Origin of the sequence: Achromobacter sp. ES-001 (assembly GCF_019448355.1) — a bacterium.
Classification (GTDB): Bacteria; Pseudomonadota; Gammaproteobacteria; order Burkholderiales; family Burkholderiaceae_B; genus Achromobacter; species Achromobacter spanius_B.
The window spans coordinates 2,150,327-2,172,502 of record NZ_CP079940.1; the positions used below are offsets into that span (position 1 = coordinate 2,150,327).

Consider the following 22,176-nt stretch of genomic DNA (forward strand, 5'->3'; position numbering starts at 1 on the left):
TCCTTGCGCCCGCCGCCTTCAAGGCTTGGCGGTGGGTGCGTTCAGCGGCACGAGCGTGGGCGGCAGCGTGCCTTCGTTGTATTGAACGCGCACGGGAGCCAGGCGGGCAGAGTCGGGGACCGTCGAATTGCAAAGCTTGATCACTTCGTCGGTTACCTCCAGTTTGCCGTTTTCCTCGGGCATCTCGTTGCGCGCGGGTTGCAGCGACAGCGCGGGCAACAGCGCATGTGACAGCGCCAGCCAGCGGTACTGCGCAAGCTTGAGGTCATACAAGCCGTTGGTCAATGCGCGGCGCGACTCGAACAGTTCGTTTTCAGTGTCAAGCAAGTCCAGCAGCGAGCGCTGGCCAATCTGGAACTGTTGTCGATATGCGTCACGTACCTTGGTCGTGGCCACTTCGTGGTCGCGCAGGAACGGCAGCTTCTGGCTCAGGCTGGTGATGTTGTTCCAGGCCACGGCCAGGTCCTGCTGCACGTTGCGGCAGGTGTAGTCGCGGATGTCGCGCGCGGCGTACGACTGCGCGGCGGTTTGACGCACGCGGGCCGAATCCGCGCCGCCGCGGTACAGGTTGTAGCTCATCACAACTTGCACGCTGGAGCTTTGGATGTCGCGCGTTTCCGGCGTGGGGTCGTTCTGGTCACGGCCCGAGGACGCCACGAATTCAAACTTGGGCGAGAAAGCGCCCTTGGACGAGGCCACGCCGGCTTGCGCGGCTTGCAACCCGGCTTGCTTGGACAGGAAGCTGGGGTTGCGGCGCAGCGACTCGTTGAAGTCGCCCGGCTTGACGGGCAGCTTGGCGGCGATGTCGGGCGGCGGCTGCATGGCTTCGGGCGGGAAAGCGCCGGTCACGCGCTGAAAGCGCTGCTGCACGTCAAGCAGGTTGGCGGTTTCGGTCATCAGGTTGGTCTGGGCCAGCGACAGGCGGCCGCCTGCCTGTTCCAGGTCAACGCGGCGGCCCACGCCGGATTCGGTGCGTTCGCCGATCTGCTTCAGCGTTTCTTCATGCAGCGAATAGTTCTGGCGGGCCAACAGTTCCATGTCGCGGTAGCGTTGCAGGTCGATATACGCCTGCACGGCGGCGAACGCGGTGCTGTCGCTGGTAGCCAATACGTCATAGAAGCGCGCCAGCTTGTCAAAGCCGGCCTGTTTGACGTCGTTGCTGGTGCGGAAGCCGTCAAAAATCAACTGGCGCAGCTCAACGTTGTAGCCCGGGCGGCTCCAGCGTTGCGATCCCACGTCCGGCACGTTGCTGCGATATTCGCGGCCTACATAGCCCTGCGCATTGATTTGCGGGAAGAAGGCGGCGCGTGCAACCGACTGACCTTCCAGCGACGCCTGGAAGTCGTGATACTTGGCCTGGATTTCCGGGTTGCTCAACAGCGTCTGCTCAACAACCTGATTCAGCGTCACCGTGGATACGGTGGCGGCCGGCGCGCCTTGAGCGGCGGGCGGGGTGGGCTGGGCAAAAGCGGCGGGAACAAAAGCCAAGGCGAGAAGCGAAGTCGTGCGTTTGATCAAAAACGAAGCCATAGTGATTATTCGCGTGTCGGAGTGGGATTGAATGGCGGCCATATTGTATGTAAATGTCATAATTCCCTAGTCAAGATTTGTTAAGTCTTGCAGAAGGCAAAATGACTCGCCACAACGTTTCTTCGCGCAACATCACCTAATTTGACTGAATTTGCACGAACTTCACAGACCGTGAAAAGTGCCAACTTTATTAATACGGTTTATTTCGTATTATTTCGAAAGTGACGTGTCTGTAGTGAAACAGGATTATATCGGTTTGATAATTCTGTATCTGATTTCTCTTATCGAATTTGTAATTTGTGATTAATTTTCCACAGTGTTCTCGCACTGTTTGCCGCGCTGGAAGGGACAGATTCCGTAACCAACATGGTAGTGGTGGTACTAGTATGTATGGTGTGGTTGTACTAGGTTCAGAGCCTGTGCATAATTCCCGCATGCCGCAGTGGCCGGCACGGAAGCGATTTGCTGATCAACCGTGCGAGGCTCAAGCCGGACTGTCTATTTGCAGAGCGCATCCATGGCCCAAACCCTTTACGACAAACTCTGGGACGCCCACATCGTCCACCAGGAATCAGACGGCACCTGTCTGCTCTATATCGATCGCCATCTGGTGCACGAAGTCACCAGCCCGCAAGCCTTCGAAGGTCTGGCGATTGCCGGCCGCAAGCCCTGGCGCACCGGCGCCAACCTGGCGGTGGCCGACCACAACGTGCCGACGCTGAACCGCGCACAGGGCATTGACGACCCGATCTCGCGGCTGCAAGTGGACACGCTGGATGCCAACTGCGAGAAATACGGCATTACCGAATTCCGCATGAACGACTTGCGCCAAGGCATCGTGCACGTCATCGGCCCCGAGCAGGGCGCCACGTTGCCGGGCATGACCGTGGTCTGTGGCGATTCGCACACCAGCACCCACGGCGCGCTGGGCGCACTGGCATTCGGTATCGGCACGTCCGAGGTCGAGCACGTGCTGGCCACGCAGACGCTGCTGATGAAGAAAGCCAAAAGCATGCTCATCAAGGTCGACGGCGACTTGCCTTTTGGCTGTACGGCCAAAGACGTGGTGCTGCACATCATCGGCATCATCGGCACGGCCGGTGGCACGGGCCACGCCATTGAATTCGCGGGCAGCACCATCCGCGCCCTGTCCGTGGAAGGCCGCATGACCGTGTGCAACATGGCGATTGAAGCCGGCGCGCGCTCGGGCATGGTGGCGGTCGACGACAAGACCGTTGAATATTTCCGTGGCCGCCCCTTCGCGCCCACGGGCGTGGTGTGGGACCAGGCCGTCAAGTACTGGCGCACGCTGCACACCGACGAAGGCGCCAAGTTCGACACGGTGGTGGAAGTGAACGCGCGCGACATCAAGCCGCAGGTCACCTGGGGCACGTCGCCCGAAATGGTGCTGCCGGTGGATTCCCGCGTGCCGGATCCCGACCGCGAAAAAGACGATGTGCGCCGCAGCGGCATGGAACGCGCGTTGCAATACATGGGCTTGAAGCCCAACACGCCCCTGACCGACATCCGCGTGGACCGCGTGTTCATTGGCTCGTGCACGAACTCACGCATCGAAGACCTGCGCGCGGCTGCCGCCGTGGCGCGCGGCAAGCGCGTGGCTTCCAATGTGCGTCAAGCCATGGTTGTGCCGGGCTCTGGCCTGGTCAAGCAACAAGCCGAACGCGAAGGGCTGGACAAGATTTTCATCGAAGCCGGTTTCGAATGGCGCGAACCGGGCTGTTCGATGTGCCTGGCCATGAACGCCGATCGCCTTGAACCGGGTGAACGTTGCGCGTCGACGTCGAACCGTAATTTCGAAGGCCGGCAAGGTCAGGGTGGCCGCACGCATCTGGTCAGTCCCGCGATGGCCGCCGCCGCCGCAGTGGCCGGCCACTTCGTCGACGTCCGCACGTTCCGTTAAGCGATCACGCACCGAGTACCGACATCATGCAAGCATTTACCACTCACGAAGGCCTGGTGGCTCCGCTCGACCGTGAAAACGTCGACACGGACCTCATCATTCCCAAGCAGTTCCTCAAGTCGATCCAGCGCACCGGTTTCGGCCCCAACCTGTTCGACGAGCTTCGCTACCTGGATCACGGCGAGCCCGGCATGGACAACAGCAAGCGTCCTCTGAACCCGGATTTTGTGCTGAACCAGCCCCGCTACCAAGGCGCCTCGATTCTGTTGGCGCGCAAGAACTTCGGCTGCGGCTCCAGTCGCGAGCACGCGCCCTGGGCGCTGACGCAGTACGGCTTTCGCGCGATCATCGCGCCGTCGTATGCCGACATCTTTTTCAACAACAGCTTCAAGAACGGCTTGCTGCCGATCGTGCTGTCTGAATTGGAAGTGGCCCGCCTGTTCGACGAAGTCAAGGCGTTCCCGAATTACAAGCTGCAAATCGACCTGGACCGCCAGGTCGTGATCGCCGCGGACGGCCGCGCGATGGGCTTCGATATCGAACCGTTCCGCAAGTACTGCCTGCTGAACGGCTTCGACGATATCGGCCTGACGCTGCGCCATTCCGACAAGATCCGCGCCTTTGAGGCCGAACGCCTGGCCCGCCACCCCTGGCTGGAAAGCCGTCCCATCGCCTGAACCCATTCTGATCACAGGATCGCTTTCAAATGACCCACAACATTGCAGTCTTGCCGGGTGACGGCATCGGACCGGAAATCGTCGAACAGGCCGTGCGCGTGCTTCAAGCGCTGGACGTGCCGTTCGACATCAAGCAGGCGCCCGTTGGTGGCGCCGCGTTCGACCAGTTCGAACACCCGCTGCCCCCGGCCACGCTCAAGCTGGCCAAGGAATCCGACGCCGTGCTGTTCGGCGCCGTTGGCGACTGGAAGTACGACAGCCTGCCGCGCGAGTTTCGTCCGGAACAAGCCATTCTGGGCCTGCGCAAGGCGCTGGGCCTGTTTGCCAACCTGCGTCCGGCCATCCTGTACCCCGAGCTGGCCAGCGCATCGTCGCTCAAGCCCGAGATCGTGTCCGGCCTGGACATCCTGATCATTCGTGAACTGACGGGCGACATCTATTTCGGCACGCCGCGCGGCGTCCGTTCGTCGCCCGACGGCTCGTTTGCGGGCGAGCGCGAAGGCTACGACACCATGCGCTACGCGGAATCTGAAGTGCGCCGCATTGCGCGCATCGGCTTCGAGTCGGCGCAAAAGCGCAACAAGAAGCTGTGCAGCGTGGACAAGGCCAACGTGCTTGAAACCTCGCAGTTCTGGCGCGATATCGTCATTGAAGTGGCGCGCGAATATCCGGACGTAGAGTTGTCGCACATGTACGTCGACAACGCCGCGATGCAACTGGTGCGCAACCCGCGCCAGTTCGACGTGATCGTTACGGGCAACCTGTTCGGCGACATCCTGTCGGACGAAGCGGCGATGCTGACGGGTTCGATCGGCATGTTGCCGTCGGCCTCTTTGAACGCCGGCGGCCAGGGACTGTACGAACCCAGCCACGGTTCGGCCCCGGACATCGCGGGCAAGGGCATCGCCAACCCGTTGGCAACCATCTTGTCCGCCGCCATGTTGCTGCGCTATTCGCTGAACCTTGCACCGCAAGCCGACCGCATCGAAGCCGCCGTGCGCCGCGTGCTGGCCGACGGCCTGCGTACCGCCGACATCTTTGAAGCGGGCACCACGAAGGTCACCACGGCCGCCATGGGCGACGCCGTGCTCAAAGCCTTGGCCTGATCGCCAGGCAAGGGGCGCGCCCTTGCGGCGCCGCCCCATTTTGGAAGGGGCCGCTGCAGGTAGCGGCCCTTTTTTCGCCCGTGTTGTGGCGGCGCCGCGAAAGCCATTGGGCGGTCTTCCGGCCCCAATTTTTTATAGCTGCGCCGCAACATACGCGCGTGCATTCTGATAAATTGTTGAATTGCACGACTTTTTCTACCCGGACCTTGTCTCCACCTTTATAGAGCGATTGAAATGAATCAAGCAGTAGGCCTTGTCGGCTGGCGCGGAATGGTCGGCTCGGTGCTCATGCAACGCATGCGCGACGAGAACGACTTCGCACTGATCGAACCGGTGTTCTTTTCCACCAGCAATGCTGGCGGCGCCGCGCCCACGTGGGCCGAAGGCGCGGGCCCGTTGCAAAATGCCTACGACATTGATGCTCTGAAAAAACTGCCGATTATTCTGACGGCTCAAGGCGGCGACTACACGTCCGAGGTTTATCCCAAGCTGCGCGGCGCGGGCTGGAACGGCATCTGGATTGATGCGGCCAGCACCTTGCGCATGGCAGAAGACGCCATCATCGTCCTGGACCCGGTCAACCGCCCGGTCATCGACGCGGCGCTCAAGCGCGGCGTGCGCAATTTCATCGGCGGCAACTGCACGGTCAGCTGCATGTTGATGGGCCTGGCCGGCCTGTTCAACAACGACCTGGTGGAATGGATGACGTCCATGACCTACCAGGCGGCGTCCGGCGGCGGCGCGCAGCACATGCGCGAACTGCTGACCCAATTCGGCGAGATCAACCAGGCCGTCAAGCCCTTGCTGGACGATCCGGCGTCGGCCATTCTGGCTATCGATCGTGGCGTGCTGGCCAAGCAGAAAGATGCGTCGTTGCCGCACGAACACTTTGGCGTTCCGCTGGGCGGCAACCTGATTCCCTGGATCGACAAGGATCTGGGCGACGGCATGTCCAAGGAAGAATGGAAGGCCGAAGTCGAGACCAACAAGATCCTGGGCCGCGGCGCCGCCTTCGGCACGCCCGCCACCCCGATCGACGGCCTGTGCGTGCGCATCGGCGCCATGCGCTGCCATAGCCAGGCCCTGACCATCAAGCTCAAGCGCGATGTGCCGCTGGATGAGATCGAAGCGCTGATCGCGCAAGGCACGCAATGGGCCAAGGTGGTTCCCAACACCAAGGAAGCGACGGTTTCGGCGCTGACCCCGGTTGCCGTGACCGGCACGCTGGACATCCCGGTTGGCCGCCTGCGCAAGCTGTCGATGGGCTCGCAATACCTGGGCGCCTTCACGGTGGGCGACCAACTGCTGTGGGGCGCTGCCGAACCGCTGCGCCGCATGCTGCGCATCGCGCTGGCCGAAGCCTGACGCGCAGGTGTGGACGGTCGATAAAAGTGGTTTGATCGGCCGTGTAGACAAGCAAGGGCACCTTCGGGTGCCCTTGACGTTTGGACAATCGTAAAAGGGAAGCGGCGGATGTGCCCGAGAGCCAACGCCGAAGCGCCTTTCAGGTTTGTGAAACCGGCATCATCCATTACACTTTTCCCGTGAATTGAGGCCTGTTTCGCTAATATGTCGCGCGACCCGGCCAGCCCGTAATTCGACTACAAGAACGGAATTCCAGCTTATGACCCAGCGTTCGCGCCATGTGAAGCATGCCCGCCGTTTGAAAACCCTTCAATGGGCGATCGCGTTGGCGATTGGGTCGAGCATGTGCAGTTCGGCGCTGGCCATGCGGGTCGGGCATTCCCGCGTGGTGTCGGCACCGGGCGCGCCGTTGCAGGCGGTGGTTGGTTTGCAGGAATTGACGCCCGATGAGGTGTCGTCGTTGAAGGTGTCGGTGGCGGATGAAGCCGCCTGGCAGCGCGCCGGCCTGAAGCCGCCGGTGCCGTTGGCCAGCATGGTGGTCCGCATTGAAGACGGCATCGACGCCACGCGCAAGAACCTGCGCGTGCGCGGCACGCAGCCGCCGGCCAGCGGCGCGGTCGACCTGCTCTTGGACATCACTTCAAGTTCCGGCCAGCGCCAGGTGCAGGTCAGCGTATTGGTGCCCCTGCGCGGCACCGGCGCGGACGTGACGCCGGCCTCGGTGGGCGGCGCGGCGCGCGCGGGGGGCAGTACCGCGACGGTCAATGTGAAGCAGGGCGACAATCTTTTTGCCATTGCGCAGCGCAACGCGGTGCCCAACGCCTCGGTGTATCAGATGCTGGTGGCGTTGTGGCGCGCGAATCCAGACGCCTTTATTCAGAACAACATGAACCTGGTCCGCGCCGGGCAAAAGCTGAAGATTCCGGATGCGGCCACGGTTCGTGCGATTGATCCGGCCGAAGCGCGCCGCATCTTTAACGAACATGCCGAAGCGTTTGCCAAGTACCGCGCCAGGGTCGGCGCGGCGGCAGGCGCCAATCCGTCGGTGGTGAAGGGGCAGGACGCGGCATCCGGCTCCGTGGCGCAACCGGGTGACACGGGCGTGGCCACGCCCGCTCCAACCCAGGACCGTGTGCGCTTGTCGACCGGGCTGGCGGCAGGAGGCGCGGTCGCGCAGGCGGATGCGCAGGCCGACGCGAAGACATCGAACGAGCGCGCACTGAAAGACGTTGAAGGCCGCGTGAATCAGCTGCAAAGCAATGTGGACGAGTTGAACAAGGCCGTGGCGCAGCAGGGCGGTTCGGGAACCTCGGGCGCGGGTGGTTCCGGTGCGGCTGGCGGTGCGGGAGCCTCAGGAAGCGCAGGGGGCACGGGCGCGACGGGCGGTTCCGGTGCGGCAGGCGGTTCGGGCGCAGCGGGCGCAGCGGGCGGTCCGGGTGCAGCCGGTACTCCGGGCGCAACTGGTGCTCCGGGCACGGCGGGCGCTCCCGGCGCGACGGGCAGTTCCGGCGCGGCCGGTACCCCAGGTGTAACGGGCGCTTCTGGCGCGGCTGGTACCCCAGGTGCAGCGGGCGCTTCCGGCGCGGCCGGTACCCCGGGTGCAACGGGCGCTTCCGGCGCGGCTGGTACCCCAGGTGCAGCGGGCGCTTCCGGCGCGGCCGGTACCCCGGGTGCAGCGGGCGCTTCTGGCGTGGCTGGTACCCCAGGTGCAGCGGGCGCTTCGGGCGCGGCCGGTACCCCAGGTGCAGCGGGCAGTTCCGGCGCAGCCGGTACTCCGGGAGCTGCGGGCACTCCCGGCGCCGCAGGTACGCCCGGCGCAGCGGGCACCCCAGGCGGTGCGGGTTCGACGAATAATACCGGCGCGGCCGGTGCGGCGGGCGTGACCGGTACGTCCGGTAGCCCGGCCGCGTCCGGCGTTGCAGGCGCCACGGCGCCCGCGGGCGCGGCGGGTCCGGCCGGCACACCGGGCGGGGCCGGTAGCGCCGCAACCCCAGGGGCAGCGGGCGCAACCGGCGCCGCAGGCTCTCCAGGCGCCGCCGGCTCTCCAGGCGCCACCGGATCACCCGGCGCGCCGGGTGTCGCCGGCGCTCCCGGTGCATCCTCCTCGGACAGCGCCCGTGCGGGCACGCCGCCCGACAACGCCAAAGACCTCTCCAGCAGCATGCCCAGCTGGCTGGCGGACAATCTGCTCGTCATCGTTACCGCCTTGTTGGCGTTGATCGCCTTCGCGATCGCCTGGCTGCTGCGTCGCGCCGGCGCGCGTCGCGACGACGATGACGAGGATACCTACGCCTTTAACGAGCCGGTGCTGGACACGGCAGCGCTGAACCGCAAGCTCGATACGATCAATCTCGACCTGGACGAACCGCCCACGGACGAACCGCGCCGAGTCAGCGGTCCACGGGTTTGAACGATGTCTAGAGTTGCATTGGGGCTGGCGTATGACGGCTCCGCTTGGCAGGGTTGGCAGACGCAGCCGCACCGGCAAACGGTGCAGGACACACTGGAGTCTGCCTTGGCAAAATTCTCCGGCGTGCAGGGCGTAGTGCCCACGATATGCGCGGGCCGCACCGATACCGGGGTGCACGGCGCGATGCAGGTGGTACACCTGGACACCGAGTTGGACCGGCGCATGGAGTCCTGGGTACGCGGTGTGAATGCGTTTCTGCCGTCCAGCGTGTCGGTGCAATGGGCGCAACAAGTGTCCGACGAATTTCATGCGCGTTTTTCCGCGCGCGCCCGCACCTATGTGTACCTGCTGTGGCGCGGCCGGGTGCGGCCGGCTCTGTGGGCCGGGCGCGCCGGTTGGTGCTTTCAACCGCTGGATGTGCAAGCCATGCGTGCCGCCGCGCAGGCCCTGGTTGGCGAACACGATTTTTCAAGCTTCCGTTCTTCGCAATGTCAGGCCAAGCATCCGGTGCGCCAGATGCACCGGCTGGAAATCGCGGAACGCGGGCCGTTCCTGGTTTTCACCTTGAAGGCGAACGCGTTTTTGCATCACATGGTTCGCAACATCATGGGTGCGCTGCTGCAAGTGGGGCAGGGCAGGGAATCGGTGGACTGGATGGCGCAACTGCTGTCCTGGCGTGACCGTACGCGCGGAGCGCCCACCTTCGCGCCCGACGGCCTGTACTTGGCGGCTATTGATTACCCCGCCGAGTTCGGCTTGGAAGAGCTGGATGGCGGCTCGACGTTGTTGTCGCCGTTTACGCAGTCTTATTAGGAATTACCAGGAAGCCGCCGTCGCCATCGCGCCTTCCATGCGCTTAAAGGAACCATTGCCATGCAACGCCGCGCGTTTTTGAAACAAGCCGCCCTCGGCGCGGCAGGCAGCGCCGCGTTGGCCGCTCCGGCCATCGCACAACAGGCGACGGCCATCGGACAACAGGAGCCAGTCCTCGCACAGCAGACGCCGGCCGTCGCACAACATACACCACCCGTCGCACAACATACACCACCCGTCGCACAACATACACCACCCGTCGCACAACAGACATCGCCCAGCACAGAGCAGGCGCCAACGGTCGCATGGCGGCTTGCGTCCAGCTTTCCAAGCGAATCGCCCACCTTGTTCGCGGGCGCGGAAGATGTTGCGCGGTATGTGTCCGAAGTGACCGACGGTCGTTTCACGATCCAGATTTTCCCGGCAGGCGATTTGGTCCAGCCTGGCCAAGTGCTTGAAGCCGTGCAGCATCGTGTCGTGGACTGCGGGCACACCGCATCGACGCGCTACTTCGATACAGACCCTGCGCTGAGTTTTGACGCCGGCGTTCCGTTCGGGCTGAACACCCGGCAGATGAACGCCTGGATGCTTCAGGGCGAAGGCTTGGCGCTGACGCGTGTGCTGTTCGACAAGTACAACATCGTGAACTTCCCTTGTGGCTACACCGGTGCGCAGATGGGCGGGTGGTTCCGGGGCGAGGTCAAGACCGTGGACGACTTGCGCGGCTTGAAGATCAAGGCCAGCGGATTTGCCCGGCACGTGCTGGCGCGGTTGGGCGCCACGCCTGTCGATGTGCCGGTGGCCGACACGTACGCCGCATTGGAGCAGGGCGTCGTGGACGCGGTGGCCTGGGTTGGCCCTTACGACGATGAAAGCCTTGCGCTGTATAAGGTGGCGCGCAATTATTACTTCCCGGGTTGGTGGGCCGGCACCTTGCAGTTGTCGCTGTACGTGAACCAGGACGCCTACGACGAACTGCCCAAGCCGTATCAGTCGGCCCTGGCGTTGGCGTGCCGCATGGCAACCGCCAACATGATCGCGAAGTACGACGCTGGCAATCCGGACGCGTTGCGTCGCCTGGTCTCGCGCGGCGCGCAGCTCAAGGCGTTTCCCAAACCGGTGCTGCAAGCCTGCTATGACGCCTCGTTGGCGGCTTATAAAGAGCTGGGCGCCAAGGATCCGATGTTCAAAAAGCTCTACGACAGCATGGTCGCTTTCCGAGATAAGGAAGTGCCCTGGTTCCGTGTCGCCGAGGGCGGCTTTGACTCGATGATCGCCACACTGGGCCAGCCGGCCGGGTGATCGCCGCCCAAACGTTGCGCGATATACTGATACACCGATTTTTCATCGGGCCACTGATCGTTAATGCCATGCGTACACGCATCAAAATCTGCGGATTGACCCGCGAACAAGACATTGAAGCCGCCGTTTCGGCCGGCGTCGATGCCATCGGCTTTGTCTTCTACCCCAAGAGCAAGCGTTGCCTGACACCGAGGCGCGCGGCGCAATTGCGCCGCGCGGTGCCCGCATTTGTGGACGTCGTTGCGCTGTTCGTGAACCCGGCGCCTTCCGACGTGCAGGCCGTGCTGGACGAAGTGCATCCTGAACTGCTGCAATTTCACGGTGACGAATCCCCGCAGGATTGCGCCCGCTACGGCCAACGCTTCCTGCGCGCATTCCGCGCGGGGGCACCGGGTTTGGAAACCGCTGAAAACCTGGCGTCGTACTGCCGCGCATTCGGCGAAGCGGCGGGGTGGTTGTTCGACAGCTACAGCTCGGGATACGGTGGCAGCGGCCACGGCTTTGACTACGCGTTGCTGGACGACGTGCGCGCTGATCCCGTGTCGCGTCCCCTGATTTTGTCGGGTGGTTTGAACGGCGACAACATCGGCCAGGCGATCGAGCAAGTCAGGCCCTGGGCCGTCGATGTGAGCAGCGGCGTAGAGCTTGAGCAAGGAATAAAAAGTTCTGATAGAATCTCGTTCTTCGTTGATGCGGCACACGCCGCAGACGCGAAAATGAAGGGAAAAAAGTAGTGCTGTAGTTGCGTTGGTGTGCAGTTGCTGGCCAGTAAAAATTGGCGGTAGCTGCCGGTAGCCGAAGCGATTTGGAAGCGGTCATAAAGCGGTTTTGAAGCATGACATGCTTAATAAATCGAACTGAACGAATCGGTTACTGAAAGCCATTCAAATTGGTATTCAGTTGGGCAAGCGGAAGCAAATTGCCAAGGCAATAGCCCCAACCAAAGCACGCAATGAATACTGCAAAAAATCATTAAAGACGATTTGCACGGTTCAAAAAAGCACTATATAATTCTTCTTCTTTGCAGGCGGTTAGCTCAGTTGGTTAGAGCGCCACGTTGACATCGTGGAGGTCGTTGGTTCGAACCCAATACCGCCTACCAGATTCCTGCAAGTGCTGAAAAGCACGGCAAAAGCCGATACGAAAAGCCGCTAAGTCACTGACTTAGCGGCTTTTTTCATTTCAGCTTTCTACGCCGCCTCACCCCGCGCGGATTCGTCGTGTTGATTTTTCCGTACCCCCCGAATATTCAACGCCGCCAATCCCAGCTGAAGCGCAATCAACGCATAGGCTCCGTCGTGCAATCCCCACGCAATCCACAACGCATTGCTTAATAGAAATACCCAAAATCCCCATTTGCGTTTGGCTTTGCCTTGCGATGCCACCAGCCATGCGGCGGCCAGCGATGTCACCATCGCGGGCCATTGAAGAAAATTCCATAGCGCGTCCATGATGTAAGCCGGGTCCTCCGTTGCGGCGTGAGCGATCAGCCCAGTTTCTTGACGACGCGGGCCAGTTTGGCGATGCCGCCGGTGCCGCTTGCGGCGCGTCCCATCAACGCCGTGCCGGCCGCGGTCAGCATGGCGCGTTTGAATGGCGTGCGGCCTTTCATGCCGGCCACGATCAATAGCGCGCCTAGTCCAAATACGATGAGGTGCTCGCCCGGGAAGTCGGGGCGTCGGTCGTCTATGTCTTTCAGTTGCCGCGTCAGCGATGGGTCATCGCGACCCACGGGTTCCATTTCCACTACGTCATCGGTTTGCATCGCAGTTCCCCCAAAAAAAGAAGCCGCTTCTCTTCAGCAAGTGACATGCCACGCGCTGCCCCCAGGGAAGCGAACACCGTTTCGCGAAGGTAGGGCTTATCTGATAAGGTCCGGCGTATCTTCCGCCTGCTTACACCATGCACACATTCACCAAAGCACTACTGCTGGCTCCCTGCGTTTGGCTTGCCGCTTGCGCCATCAAACCGCCGGCGGCAACGCAAGCGCAGCCGCGCGTTGACGAATTGCCGATGTATGGGGGCATGGACCGGTCTGCCGCAGCCGAGTTGCAGGCCAGCGACAAGAAGCTGGCCGAGGACGCCGTCCGGGCATTTGGTTCAGCCGCCAAGGCGTCGCAGGCCTGGGTGTCGCAGGGATACCGGTTTTACCAGGCGGACCAATTGGGCATGGCGATGCGGCGGTTCAATCAGGCTTGGCTGTTGAACCCGGACAACCCCGAGGCCTATACCGGCTTTGCCGCGGTGCTGCACGACCAGGGCAAGTTTTGCCAGGCGATGAGCATGATGGATCTGGCGATCAGCCATGATCCCCCTACCTTTCAGGGCATTTACGCCGACGCGGGCCGCATTGCCGCCCGTTGCGCAGCGGAAGATAAGACGCTGCCGCCAGAGGCGCGAGTGGCGGCTACCGCGCGGTCCGACGAGTGGTATCGCAAAGGCGAAGCCGTCGAGCCCGACAAGGGGTATCTGTATTCGTCCTGGGCCACGGCGTACTACTGGCGCGGGCAATACGATCAGGCGTGGGCAATGGTGGTCAAGGCGCGCGCGGCGGGCGGATCGCCCAGCCCGAAATTCATGGAAATGCTACGCGCCCAAATGCCGGAGCCTCGCGGTTAGCCCCGCGGCTGCCTGAGTGATCGGCGCAGCTTCGGCGGCAATGCGGCAATTGCGATATTCTGCTGACCATCATGATCAAAGCTCTATGGTTGGCGTTGGGCTGCGTGATGCTGGCATTGGGCGTCATCGGCGCGTTTTTGCCGGTCATGCCGACGACGATTTTCCTGATATTGGCGGTGGGCTGCTTTTCGCGGTCGTCCCCGCGCCTGGAAAAATGGCTGTTGGACAGTCCGACTTACGGACCGCCGCTACGCATCTGGCGCGACCAGAAGGCGGTGTCGCGTAAAGGCAAGACGTACGCCTGCCTGGGAATGGCCGTGGGATACGCTTTGTTTTGGTGGAGCGCGCGCCCTTCCTGGCCGTTGGCCGTGGGTGTAGGCCTGTTCTTCGTTGCCAGCGCAGCCTATGTATTGAGCCGGCCGGCGCCCAAGGTGTCCGATGCCGGTGGCCGGCCGTTGCAACGATAGCGCTGGATGGCGCGTATCGTTGCGCCGGCCCTTGCCGGGCCGTGCTGCTTATCGCCTGACCGTTCAGTGCGAATGTCGGGGATCGCCCCGCGTCTCGATCACTTTCAGATAAAGCGTTGCCGGTTCCAGGCAGCCCCCGGTCGACAATTGACCCACCATTTGCCGATAGATTTCCTGCCACGGCGTTTGCGAAGCCGGCGGCTGATACGGCGGTTCCTGCTTGCGCCGTTCCATCTCGGCGTCGTCCACCAGCGCGGTCACGCTACGCTGGTTCAGGTCGACGCGGATCTTGTCGCCCGTGCGCAGCAGCGCCAGGCCACCGCCCACGGCGGCTTCGGGCGACATATTCAAAATCGACGGGCTGGCCGACGTGCCGCTCTGCCGGCCATCGCCCAGGCAGGGCAGTGAATCGATACCGCGCTTGAGCAGATGCGACGGCGGCGCCATGTTGACCACTTCGGCGCTGCCGGGGTACCCCACGGTGCCCGCGCCCCGTATCACCAGAATGCAGTGTTCGTCGATGTTCAGCGACGGGTCTTCGATGCGGGCGTGATAGTCCTCCGGGCCTTCAAAAACAATGGCGCGTGCCTCGAAGGCGTTTTCCGAACCGGGTTCCGCTAGATACGTGCGGCGAAATGCCTCGCCCACCACCGACATCTTGATAATGGCGCTGTCGAAGAAGTTGCCCGACAGCACGATGAATCCGGCGCGATGCTTGAGCGGCGCCTCGCAGGTGCGGATGACATCCGGGTCCCGCGTCTTGGACGCCGCGGCGATGTCGCCGATGCTGCGGCCCGATACGGTGGGGCAATCGGCGTGCAGGCGGCCGGCCGCCAGCAATTCGTGCATGACGGCGGGCACGCCGCCCGCACGGTGAAAGCCTTCGCCCAGGTGTTCGCCGGCCGGCACGCAGTTCACCAGCAGGGGCACGTCTTCGCCCAGCCGTTGCCAATCGTCCAGGCTGAGGTCGATGCCGGCGTGGCGGGCCATGGCGATCAGGTGGGGCGGACAGTTGCTGGAGGCGCCCAGCGCCGAGGCCACGACGATGGCATTCTCAAAGGCCTCGCGCGTCAGGATGTGCGACGGGCGCAAGTCTTCCCGCACCATGTCGCAGATGCGCATGCCGGTGGCGTAGGCCATCTGCGCGCGCTCGCGGTAGGGGGCGGGAATGCTGGCACACGTGGGCAAGGACATGCCCAGCGCTTCGGCCAGCGAGTTCATCGACAGCGCCGTGCCCATGGTGTTGCAGTGCCCGACCGATGGCGATGACGCTGTCGCCAGCGTCATGAAACCCTCGTAGTCCAGCTTGCCCGCCGCCATCAAATTGCGTGCATGCCAGATGACCGTGCCGGAACCCACCCGCTGGCCGTCGTGCCAGCCGTCCAGCATCGGTCCGCCCGACAGCACGATGGCGGGCAGGTCGACGGTGGCGGCGGCCATCAGGCAGGCGGGCGTGGTCTTGTCGCAACCGGTGGTCAGGACCACGCCGTCCAGCGGATAACCATGCAGGATCTCGACCAGGCCCAGATAAGCCAGGTTCCGATCCAGCGCGGCGGTGGGCCGCCGGCCCTGTTCGGCCAGCGGATGCACCGGGAACTCCATGGGGATGCCGCCCGCGTCGCGGATACCCGCCTTGATGCGCTCGGCCAGCGCCAGGTGATGCCGGTTGCAGGGCGCCAGGTCGCTGCCGGTCTGGGCGATGCCGATGATCGGCCGCCCGGATTGCAGTTCCTGCCGCGTCAGGCCGTAGTTAAGGTAGCGTTCGACGTAAATGGCCGTCATGTCGGCGTGCGCGGGATCGTCGAACCATTTCTGGCTGCGCAATTTGCGGGGTATCTGTGACATATGGAGCTCGCTTGCTTCGCGTGGGCGATCAGTAAAAAGGCGTCAGTTGCGCGCCTTCTGGATCTCATCATTCAACTGCTTGATGAGGTCGGGGCCCAGTTCCTGCGTGTATTTGTCGACCACCGGCTGGACCTTCTGGCGCATGCGCGCGACTTCCTCGGGGCTGACGGTGTTGATCTTCATGCCGGCCTTTTCAAGGGTGGTCATGGCCTTGGTGGAATCCGCGCGGCTGTCCTTGCGTTCAAATTCGCGCGATGCCTCGGCCGCCTGGCGCACCAGTTTCTGTTCGTCGGGCGACAACGTGTCCCACCACTTCTTGGACGCCAGCACGACCCACGGCGTATAGACGTGGCGCGTGATGGTCAGGAAAGGCTGCACTTCGTAGAACTTGCTGCTTTGAATCGTCGTGATGGGGTTTTCCTGCCCGTCGACCGTGCGCGTTTCCAGGGCGGTGAACAGCTCCGAGAACGGCATGGGAACGGCATTGGCACCCAGCGTATTGAAAACGCCCAGCGCGATCTGGTTCTGCATCACGCGCAGCTTGATGCCTTCCAGGTCTTCCGCGCGCGCGATCGGGCGCTTGGAGTTGGTCATGTTGCGAAAGCCGTTTTCCCAATAGACCAGGCCGACCAGCCCCTTGGCTTCCAGCTTCTTCAACAGGTCCTGGCCCAGTTGCCCATCCAGAACCGCATCGGCTTCCTTTTCGCTGTTGAACAGGAAGGGCAGGTCGAACACGCCGAATTCCTTGACCATCCCGGCCAACGGCGCGGTGGACCCGACCATCATTTCCTGGGCGCCGCCCGCCAGCGCGCCTTGCATCTGTTCGTCGGAACCCAGGTTGGCCGAGCCGAAGGTCTTCATCTTCAACTTGCCGCCGCTGACTTTTTCAAGCTCTTGCGCCAGGAAGCGCGCGGCGCGGCCCTGGACGCTCTCTTCGTTCAGGCCGTAGCCGAAACGGATCAGGCGCGGCTTGACGTCGGCCGCGGCGGCCACGCCGGCAACGGCGCAGGACAGCGCGGTGGCCAGCACGAGTAAACGGGTTTTGAATCGATAGGTCATGGTGCTCCTCCTTGGGGTTTTTTTGCCGCTAGTGCATCCAGCGTGCGGGTACGGTGATCAGCTCGGGGAAGATCACCAGCAGGACCAGCAGGCCCGTGTAGGCCACGACGTAGCGCCACACGCCCCTGCAGATGGTTTCCATATTGATGCGGGCCACGCCGCACACCACGTTCAGCACGGTGCCCACGGGCGGGGTCAACAAGCCCACGCAGCCCACCATCACGAACATGACGCCGAAGTAGACGGGGTCGATGCCGGCTTTGGTTACCACGGGCATCAGCACCGGCGCCAGGATCAGGATGGTGGGCGTCAGGTCCATGACCGTTCCCACCAATGTCAGCAGCACCAGCAGGGCGAACATCAGCAGCTTGGGCTGGTCCATGACCGGTTCGAGCAGCGCAATCAGGTCTTGCGGCATGTCGGCCAGCGTGATCATGTAGGACGAGACCATCGCGGCGGCCACCAGGAACATGACGACGGCGGTGGTGCGCGCGGCGTTCACGAACAACGGCAGCAGGTCGCGCAGCCCGATCTCGCGGTAGACGAACAGACTGACGCCCAGCGCGTACACGGCGGCCACCACGGCGGCTTCCGTCGGCGTGAACACCCCGCCGCGCAGCCCGCCGATGATGATGACGGGCAGCATCAGCGCCCATATCGATTCGCGCAGGGCCTTCAGGCGGTTGCGCCACGGTTCACGCGGCGACGGCTTGATGCTGCCGTGCTTGCGCGCCACCCATGTCCATACCGCCACCAGCGTCAAGCCCATCATCAGCCCGGGGGCGATGCCCGCGAAGAACAGCTTGGTGATCGATACGTTGGTAGCCACCCCGAAGATGATGAACGAGATGGACGGCGGGATGATGGGGGCAACAATGCCGCCCGCCGCGATCAGCCCGGACGCCTGGCCGGCGTCGTACCCCTTTTCGCGCAGCATGGGGATCAGCAAGGAGCCCAGCGCGGCGGCGTCGGCCACCGCCGAGCCGGACAAGGCGGCCAGCAGCACGCTGGCAAAAATCGCCACGTAGCCCAGGCCGCCCTGGACGTGCCCGACAAACATGCTGGCCAGGCGCACGATACGTCTGGATATGCCGCCGGCATTCATGAGTTCGCCCGCCAGCATGAATAGCGGGACGGCCATCAGCGTGAAGCTGTTGGCGCCCGTCAGCATGTTCTGCGCGAGGATCTGGGTATCGAAGAAGTCCAGCTGGAACATCATGGCCAGCGCGCTGAGCAGCAGCGCGAAGGCAATCGGCATGCCCAGGGCGATCAGCCCCAGCAGTACGAGCAGGAAGAGGGTCAGAATCATTGCAAAGGTCCGGGCGGGGTGGGGGCGGGCGCGTTGGGGACGGGCGGAGCCCGACTCAGACCGAGGGGTCTTCGGGACTGGATTCCGCCGGCAGGGGGTCGCCGGCCAGCACACGGATGATGTCGATGACGGTCAACAGGCCCATGGCCACGGACGCGTACAGCGCCGCCGTGTTGAACACCGCCAGGCGCATGCCGGTGACGGGCAGCACCGTGTCCATGCCGATCACGGTCTGCACCCAGCTGCCGCGTGCCATCAGCCACAGCACCCACAACACCAACAACTGGCAGAAGATGTGCGAGACACGACGCGCGGCGGGGCCGAAGCGTTCAACCAGCATGGTGACGCCGATGTGCTGGTGGTCGCGCAATGCAATGACGGCGCCCAGGAAGATCAGCCACACAAACGCCAGGCGGGATACCTCGTCGGACGCGTTGATGCCGGAATTGAACAGATAGCGCAGCGCCACGTTGCCGAACAGCAGCACGACCATGACGACCAGACAGGCGACCATCAGCCAGGTCTGTAACGCAAAACACCAATCGGCGGCACGGGCCAGCGGCGAACCGCCGCGCTGCCCGGAAGGGAAGGCTTGCATGTTTGTCTCCTGCCCGGTTTTTCTGGGCTTTTTTCGCTTATGCTTTGGCGGATGTTAGCGCTAACATTTCGCTTTTGGCAAGCCCCTGTTTTTTGCGTCAGACTACGCGCTTCCCACCCGACCACGAAGGCCAATGTCCATCCGTAAACCCCGCAGTTCGCACGCTGGCCGCGTCACCATGCAAGAGGTGGCGCGCCGCGCCGGCGTCAGCGCCATCACCGTGTCGCGTGCGTTGCGCACACCGGACAAAGTGGCCGAGGCGCTGCGCCTGCGCATCGCGCGCGTCTGCCAGGAGCTGGGGTACGTGCCCAACCATGCCGCCAGCGCGCTGGCTTCGGCGCGCTCGCAGACCATCGTTGTGCTGATCCCGTCGCTCAGCAACGTGGTGTTCGTGGACATTATTTCCGGCATCAAGGAAGTGTTGGACCAGCATGGCTATCACATGCTGATCGGGGTGACGGGTTATTCGCCGGATGCCGAGGAAGCCTTGCTGCGCAAGTATCTACAGCATTCGCCGGACGGCTTGATCCTGACCGGTATCGACCACAACCCCGGCACATGGGCCTTGCTGCGCACGCAGCGCATGGCCACGGTGCACACCATCGAAACATTGGCGGGCGCCGAGGACATGAGCGTCGGCTTTTCGCAATTTGACTCCGGCTATGCCGCCTGCCGCCATCTGGTGGAACGCGGCCGTCGACGCATCGGCATCATCGGCGCGCAGTTGGACCCGCGTTCCTTGCGCCGCTGCGAAGGGGCGCGGCAGGCGCTGCGTGATGCGGGTTGCTACGACGCCACGCTTGAAATCATGACGCCGGAGAAGTCGTCGATCAGTCTGGGGGCGTCCTTGCTGGAATCCTTGCGCCAGCAGCATCCGGATTGCGACGCGGTCTTTTTCTGCAACGATGACTTGGCGCAAGGCGCCGTGTTTCAGTGCGGCAGGCTGGGCGTGCGCGTACCCGAGCAGATGGCCCTGGTCGGCTTTCATGACCTGGCCGGCACGGCCTGGACGACCCCGCCGTTGTCCACAATTGCCACGCCGCGTTACCAGATCGGGGTGTCCGCAGCCGGCTTGCTGATGCAGCATCTGGCGGGTGAGCCTATCGCCCAGCGGCACGTGGACCTGGGTTTCACGCTGGTGCAGCGCGAAACCAGCTGAACGGCGGACTTAGCCTGCACGACGCATGGCCAGGAAAACACCCGACGCCATGATCAAGGCCATGCCCGCCAGCGCCAGGCTGTCGGGCGGGCGTTGGAACCAGAAGGTGCTGAACAGCACGGCCAGCAGCAGTTGAAAATAATTCAACGGCGCCAGGGTGGCTGCCGAGACGCGTTGGAATGCGGCAATCAGCAACACCTGCGCCAACCCGCTGCATGCGCCCAGCGCGATGATGATCGCGGCGTCGGCAGGCGTGGGCCAGGGGTCGGGCAGGAAGAAGGGCGCTGGCAGGGCCGTGACGATCAGGCAGATGATTGCCGTATACGCATACTGCACCGGCCCGGGCACCTTGCCCGACAGCTTGCGCGTGAGCACCTGGAAGATCGCGTAGCAGATTGCCGACACCGCCATCAACAGCGTGCCCAACAGCGGCAAGTCGCCGCCGGGCCGCACAATCAGCAGCATGCCGGCAAAGCCGACGGCCACCGCCAGCCATTGCACGGGGCGCACGCGCTCGCCCAGCAGCCAAGGCGACAGCGCCACCATGATGAGCGGCGACGTGAAGTAGATGGCGGTGGCTTCCGACAAAGGCATCCAGATCAGCGCGGTCATGAAGCACGTGGCCACGGTGGCCAGCGTGACGCCGCGCAGGATCAACAGGGGTTTTTCGGGGGCATCGCGCAGGCGCATCCCGCTACCGTGACGCCATAGCATGGTGATGGCCAGAACAATCACCGCCAGATACCGCATCACATTCAAGAACGGCGCGGGGTAGCGTTCCAGCATGTACTTGGACCCCGCGTCGAACGTGGCAAAGGCCACCAGCGCGGCGAAGAACAACAGGATGCCCGCATTGCGCGAGGCGGCAGGGGTAGGCAGGACGGCGGCGGGAACAGAGGCCATGGTGCTTGCCGCGCGTCAGGCGCCGGCGTGGCCCAGGCCTTGCAGGAACGCGTCCAGCGCGGGCCCGATCGCCTGCACCATATAGCCACCTTCCTGCACGACGACGGTGGGCAGGCGCAAGCTGGCCACGCGCGCGCCAATGTCGCGGTACGCGTCGATGTCCAGCTTCAGCACGCTGATAGGGTCGTCCTTGTAGGTGTCAAAGCCCAACGCCAGCACCAGCGCTTGCGGGGCGTACCCAGACAGTGCCGTCAGCGCGGTGTCCAGCGCGGCCAGGAACGGGTCGTTGCCTGAACCGTGCGCCAGCGGCAGGTTCAGGTTGCAGCCTTCGCCCGCGCCATGGCCACGTTCCTCGGCGTAGCCGGTGTAGAAGGGGTAGTAGGCGCCGGGGTCGGCGTGCAGCGACACCGTCATGACGTCCGCGCGCTGGTAGAAGATGTTCTGCGTGCCGTCGCCATGGTGGGCGTCCACATCCAGCACCGCCACTTTGGACCAGGTCTGTAGCAGGCGGCTGGCCGCCGCCGCGCTGCTGTTCAGATAGCAGAAGCCACCGGCGCGATCCCGGTGTGCGTGGTGGCCAGACGGCCGGCACAGCGCGTACGCCATGCCCGACGTGCCGGCAACGTGATCGGCGGCCGCCACCGCGCTGTGCGTGGAGCGCAGCGCCGAACGCCAGGTCTGCGGCCCGATGGGGCAAGACAGGTCGCTTAGGTAGTACCCCGCTTGCGCCACGATGGACGGAGACGGGCAGGGCCCGCGCCCCGCCTGCTCCACGCGGCCGTTGTAGTAAGGCGATAGGTTGGGCAACACTTCCGGGCCCGGGTCCACGCCGGGCGCCTTCAACGATTGCCAGCGCGTGTAGGCGGTTTCCAGGAAGTTCAGGTAGTCGGCGCTGTGGATGCTTTCCAGCGGTTTGCGGCCATAGTCCGAAGGCGCCTGGACCTGGATGCCGCGCGCTGTCAAAGCGCCTTGCAGGCTTTCCGCTCGGGACGGCAGGTCGGTAGGCGCGCTGATCCGCCCCAAGCGCATGAACTGCTGCGGGGTGTGCAGCAATTGTTCTTCCGAGAAAAACGCCTTCATGGTGGTCCTCGCT

At 63.6% G+C, this 22,176-nt stretch carries 19 protein-coding genes, 1 tRNA gene and 1 pseudogene; 12 read left to right on the forward strand and 9 right to left on the reverse strand.

What is annotated here, in order from left to right:
* Positions 1-18: 18 nt before the first annotated feature.
* Entirely contained in the window at positions 19-1,530 is a 1,512-nt protein-coding gene (locus KYT87_RS09710) for a TolC family outer membrane protein (protein ID WP_046807557.1), read from the reverse strand.
* Between the two features lie 517 nt (positions 1,531-2,047).
* Here KYT87_RS09710 and leuC point away from each other — a divergent pair.
* From leuC to KYT87_RS09755, 9 genes and pseudogenes are all read left to right on the forward strand, one after another.
* Positions 2,048-3,451, forward strand: coding sequence for a 3-isopropylmalate dehydratase large subunit (gene leuC, locus KYT87_RS09715; protein ID WP_046807556.1), 1,404 nt, complete (start codon positions 2,048-2,050; stop codon positions 3,449-3,451).
* A gap of 26 nt (positions 3,452-3,477) precedes the next feature.
* On the forward strand, positions 3,478-4,128 hold the full coding sequence (gene leuD / locus KYT87_RS09720; protein WP_006218698.1) for a 3-isopropylmalate dehydratase small subunit: 651 nt from the start codon (positions 3,478-3,480) through the stop codon (positions 4,126-4,128).
* A 29-nt stretch (positions 4,129-4,157) separates the two neighbouring features.
* The gene (leuB, locus tag KYT87_RS09725; protein ID WP_046807555.1) at positions 4,158-5,234 is read left to right on the forward strand and encodes a 3-isopropylmalate dehydrogenase; all 1,077 of its coding nucleotides are present in this window, start codon (positions 4,158-4,160) and stop codon (positions 5,232-5,234) included.
* Positions 5,235-5,468: 234 nt separating this feature from the next.
* Positions 5,469-6,599: an aspartate-semialdehyde dehydrogenase gene (asd, locus tag KYT87_RS09730; RefSeq protein WP_046807554.1), complete on the forward strand. Its 1,131-nt coding sequence runs from the start codon at positions 5,469-5,471 to the stop codon at positions 6,597-6,599.
* Positions 6,600-6,858: 259 nt separating this feature from the next.
* Positions 6,859-9,009: a FimV family protein gene (locus tag KYT87_RS09735; protein ID WP_255594041.1), complete on the forward strand. Its 2,151-nt coding sequence runs from the start codon at positions 6,859-6,861 to the stop codon at positions 9,007-9,009.
* A gap of 3 nt (positions 9,010-9,012) precedes the next feature.
* Positions 9,013-9,822 carry a tRNA pseudouridine(38-40) synthase TruA gene (gene truA / locus KYT87_RS09740; protein ID WP_046807552.1) on the forward strand — a complete coding sequence of 270 codons (810 nt, stop codon included), beginning with the start codon at positions 9,013-9,015 and terminating at the stop codon, positions 9,820-9,822.
* 288 nt (positions 9,823-10,110) lie between these two features.
* Positions 10,111-11,124: pseudogene (locus KYT87_RS09745) on the forward strand (TRAP transporter substrate-binding protein); the annotation flags it as partial.
* A gap of 68 nt (positions 11,125-11,192) precedes the next feature.
* Positions 11,193-11,858 (forward strand): phosphoribosylanthranilate isomerase, encoded by a 666-nt coding sequence (locus KYT87_RS09750; RefSeq protein WP_219992130.1) that lies wholly within the window; start codon positions 11,193-11,195, stop codon positions 11,856-11,858.
* Positions 11,859-12,149: 291 nt separating this feature from the next.
* Positions 12,150-12,226: transfer RNA gene (locus tag KYT87_RS09755), tRNA-Val, on the forward strand.
* Positions 12,227-12,314: 88 nt separating this feature from the next.
* Here KYT87_RS09755 and KYT87_RS09760 read toward each other — a convergent pair.
* Both KYT87_RS09760 and KYT87_RS09765 read right to left on the reverse strand, forming a co-directional pair.
* On the reverse strand, positions 12,315-12,575 hold the full coding sequence (locus KYT87_RS09760; protein ID WP_046807549.1) for a hypothetical protein: 261 nt from the start codon (positions 12,573-12,575) through the stop codon (positions 12,315-12,317).
* A 35-nt stretch (positions 12,576-12,610) separates the two neighbouring features.
* Entirely contained in the window at positions 12,611-12,889 is a 279-nt protein-coding gene (locus KYT87_RS09765; protein WP_052946133.1) for a hypothetical protein, read from the reverse strand.
* Between the two features lie 137 nt (positions 12,890-13,026).
* Between KYT87_RS09765 and KYT87_RS09770 the strand changes: the two genes are divergently transcribed.
* Complete coding sequence (locus tag KYT87_RS09770) at positions 13,027-13,743, forward strand: tetratricopeptide repeat protein (RefSeq protein WP_046807548.1); 717 nt, start codon at positions 13,027-13,029, stop codon at positions 13,741-13,743.
* 71 nt (positions 13,744-13,814) lie between these two features.
* Entirely contained in the window at positions 13,815-14,210 is a 396-nt protein-coding gene (locus tag KYT87_RS09775; RefSeq protein ID WP_219992131.1) for a YbaN family protein, read from the forward strand.
* 63 nt (positions 14,211-14,273) lie between these two features.
* On the opposite strand, the gene KYT87_RS09780 is transcribed toward KYT87_RS09775, so the two are convergent.
* From KYT87_RS09780 to KYT87_RS09795, 4 genes are read right to left on the reverse strand one after another with little or no spacing between them, the layout of a single operon-like run.
* Positions 14,274-16,055, reverse strand: a complete 1,782-nt coding sequence (locus KYT87_RS09780) for an IlvD/Edd family dehydratase (protein WP_046807547.1) — start codon at positions 16,053-16,055, stop codon at positions 14,274-14,276.
* Between the two features lie 42 nt (positions 16,056-16,097).
* A complete protein-coding gene (locus KYT87_RS09785) occupies positions 16,098-17,114 on the reverse strand; it encodes a TRAP transporter substrate-binding protein (RefSeq protein WP_046807546.1) in 1,017 nt (338 codons plus the stop codon).
* A 28-nt stretch (positions 17,115-17,142) separates the two neighbouring features.
* Entirely contained in the window at positions 17,143-18,423 is a 1,281-nt protein-coding gene (locus KYT87_RS09790; RefSeq protein WP_046807545.1) for a TRAP transporter large permease, read from the reverse strand.
* Positions 18,424-18,478: 55 nt separating this feature from the next.
* The gene (locus KYT87_RS09795) at positions 18,479-19,021 is read right to left on the reverse strand and encodes a TRAP transporter small permease (protein ID WP_219992132.1); all 543 of its coding nucleotides are present in this window, start codon (positions 19,019-19,021) and stop codon (positions 18,479-18,481) included.
* A 133-nt stretch (positions 19,022-19,154) separates the two neighbouring features.
* Here KYT87_RS09795 and KYT87_RS09800 point away from each other — a divergent pair, with 133 nt between their 5' ends.
* The gene (locus KYT87_RS09800; protein ID WP_046807713.1) at positions 19,155-20,180 is read left to right on the forward strand and encodes a LacI family DNA-binding transcriptional regulator; all 1,026 of its coding nucleotides are present in this window, start codon (positions 19,155-19,157) and stop codon (positions 20,178-20,180) included.
* 9 nt (positions 20,181-20,189) lie between these two features.
* Here KYT87_RS09800 and KYT87_RS09805 read toward each other — a convergent pair whose 3' ends face one another.
* Together KYT87_RS09805 and KYT87_RS09810 are read right to left on the reverse strand one after the other, a co-directional pair.
* Complete coding sequence (locus KYT87_RS09805; RefSeq protein WP_219992133.1) at positions 20,190-21,083, reverse strand: DMT family transporter; 894 nt, start codon at positions 21,081-21,083, stop codon at positions 20,190-20,192.
* A 15-nt stretch (positions 21,084-21,098) separates the two neighbouring features.
* The gene (locus KYT87_RS09810) at positions 21,099-22,163 is read right to left on the reverse strand and encodes a histone deacetylase family protein (RefSeq protein ID WP_104145409.1); all 1,065 of its coding nucleotides are present in this window, start codon (positions 22,161-22,163) and stop codon (positions 21,099-21,101) included.
* Positions 22,164-22,176: the final 13 nt, after the last annotated feature.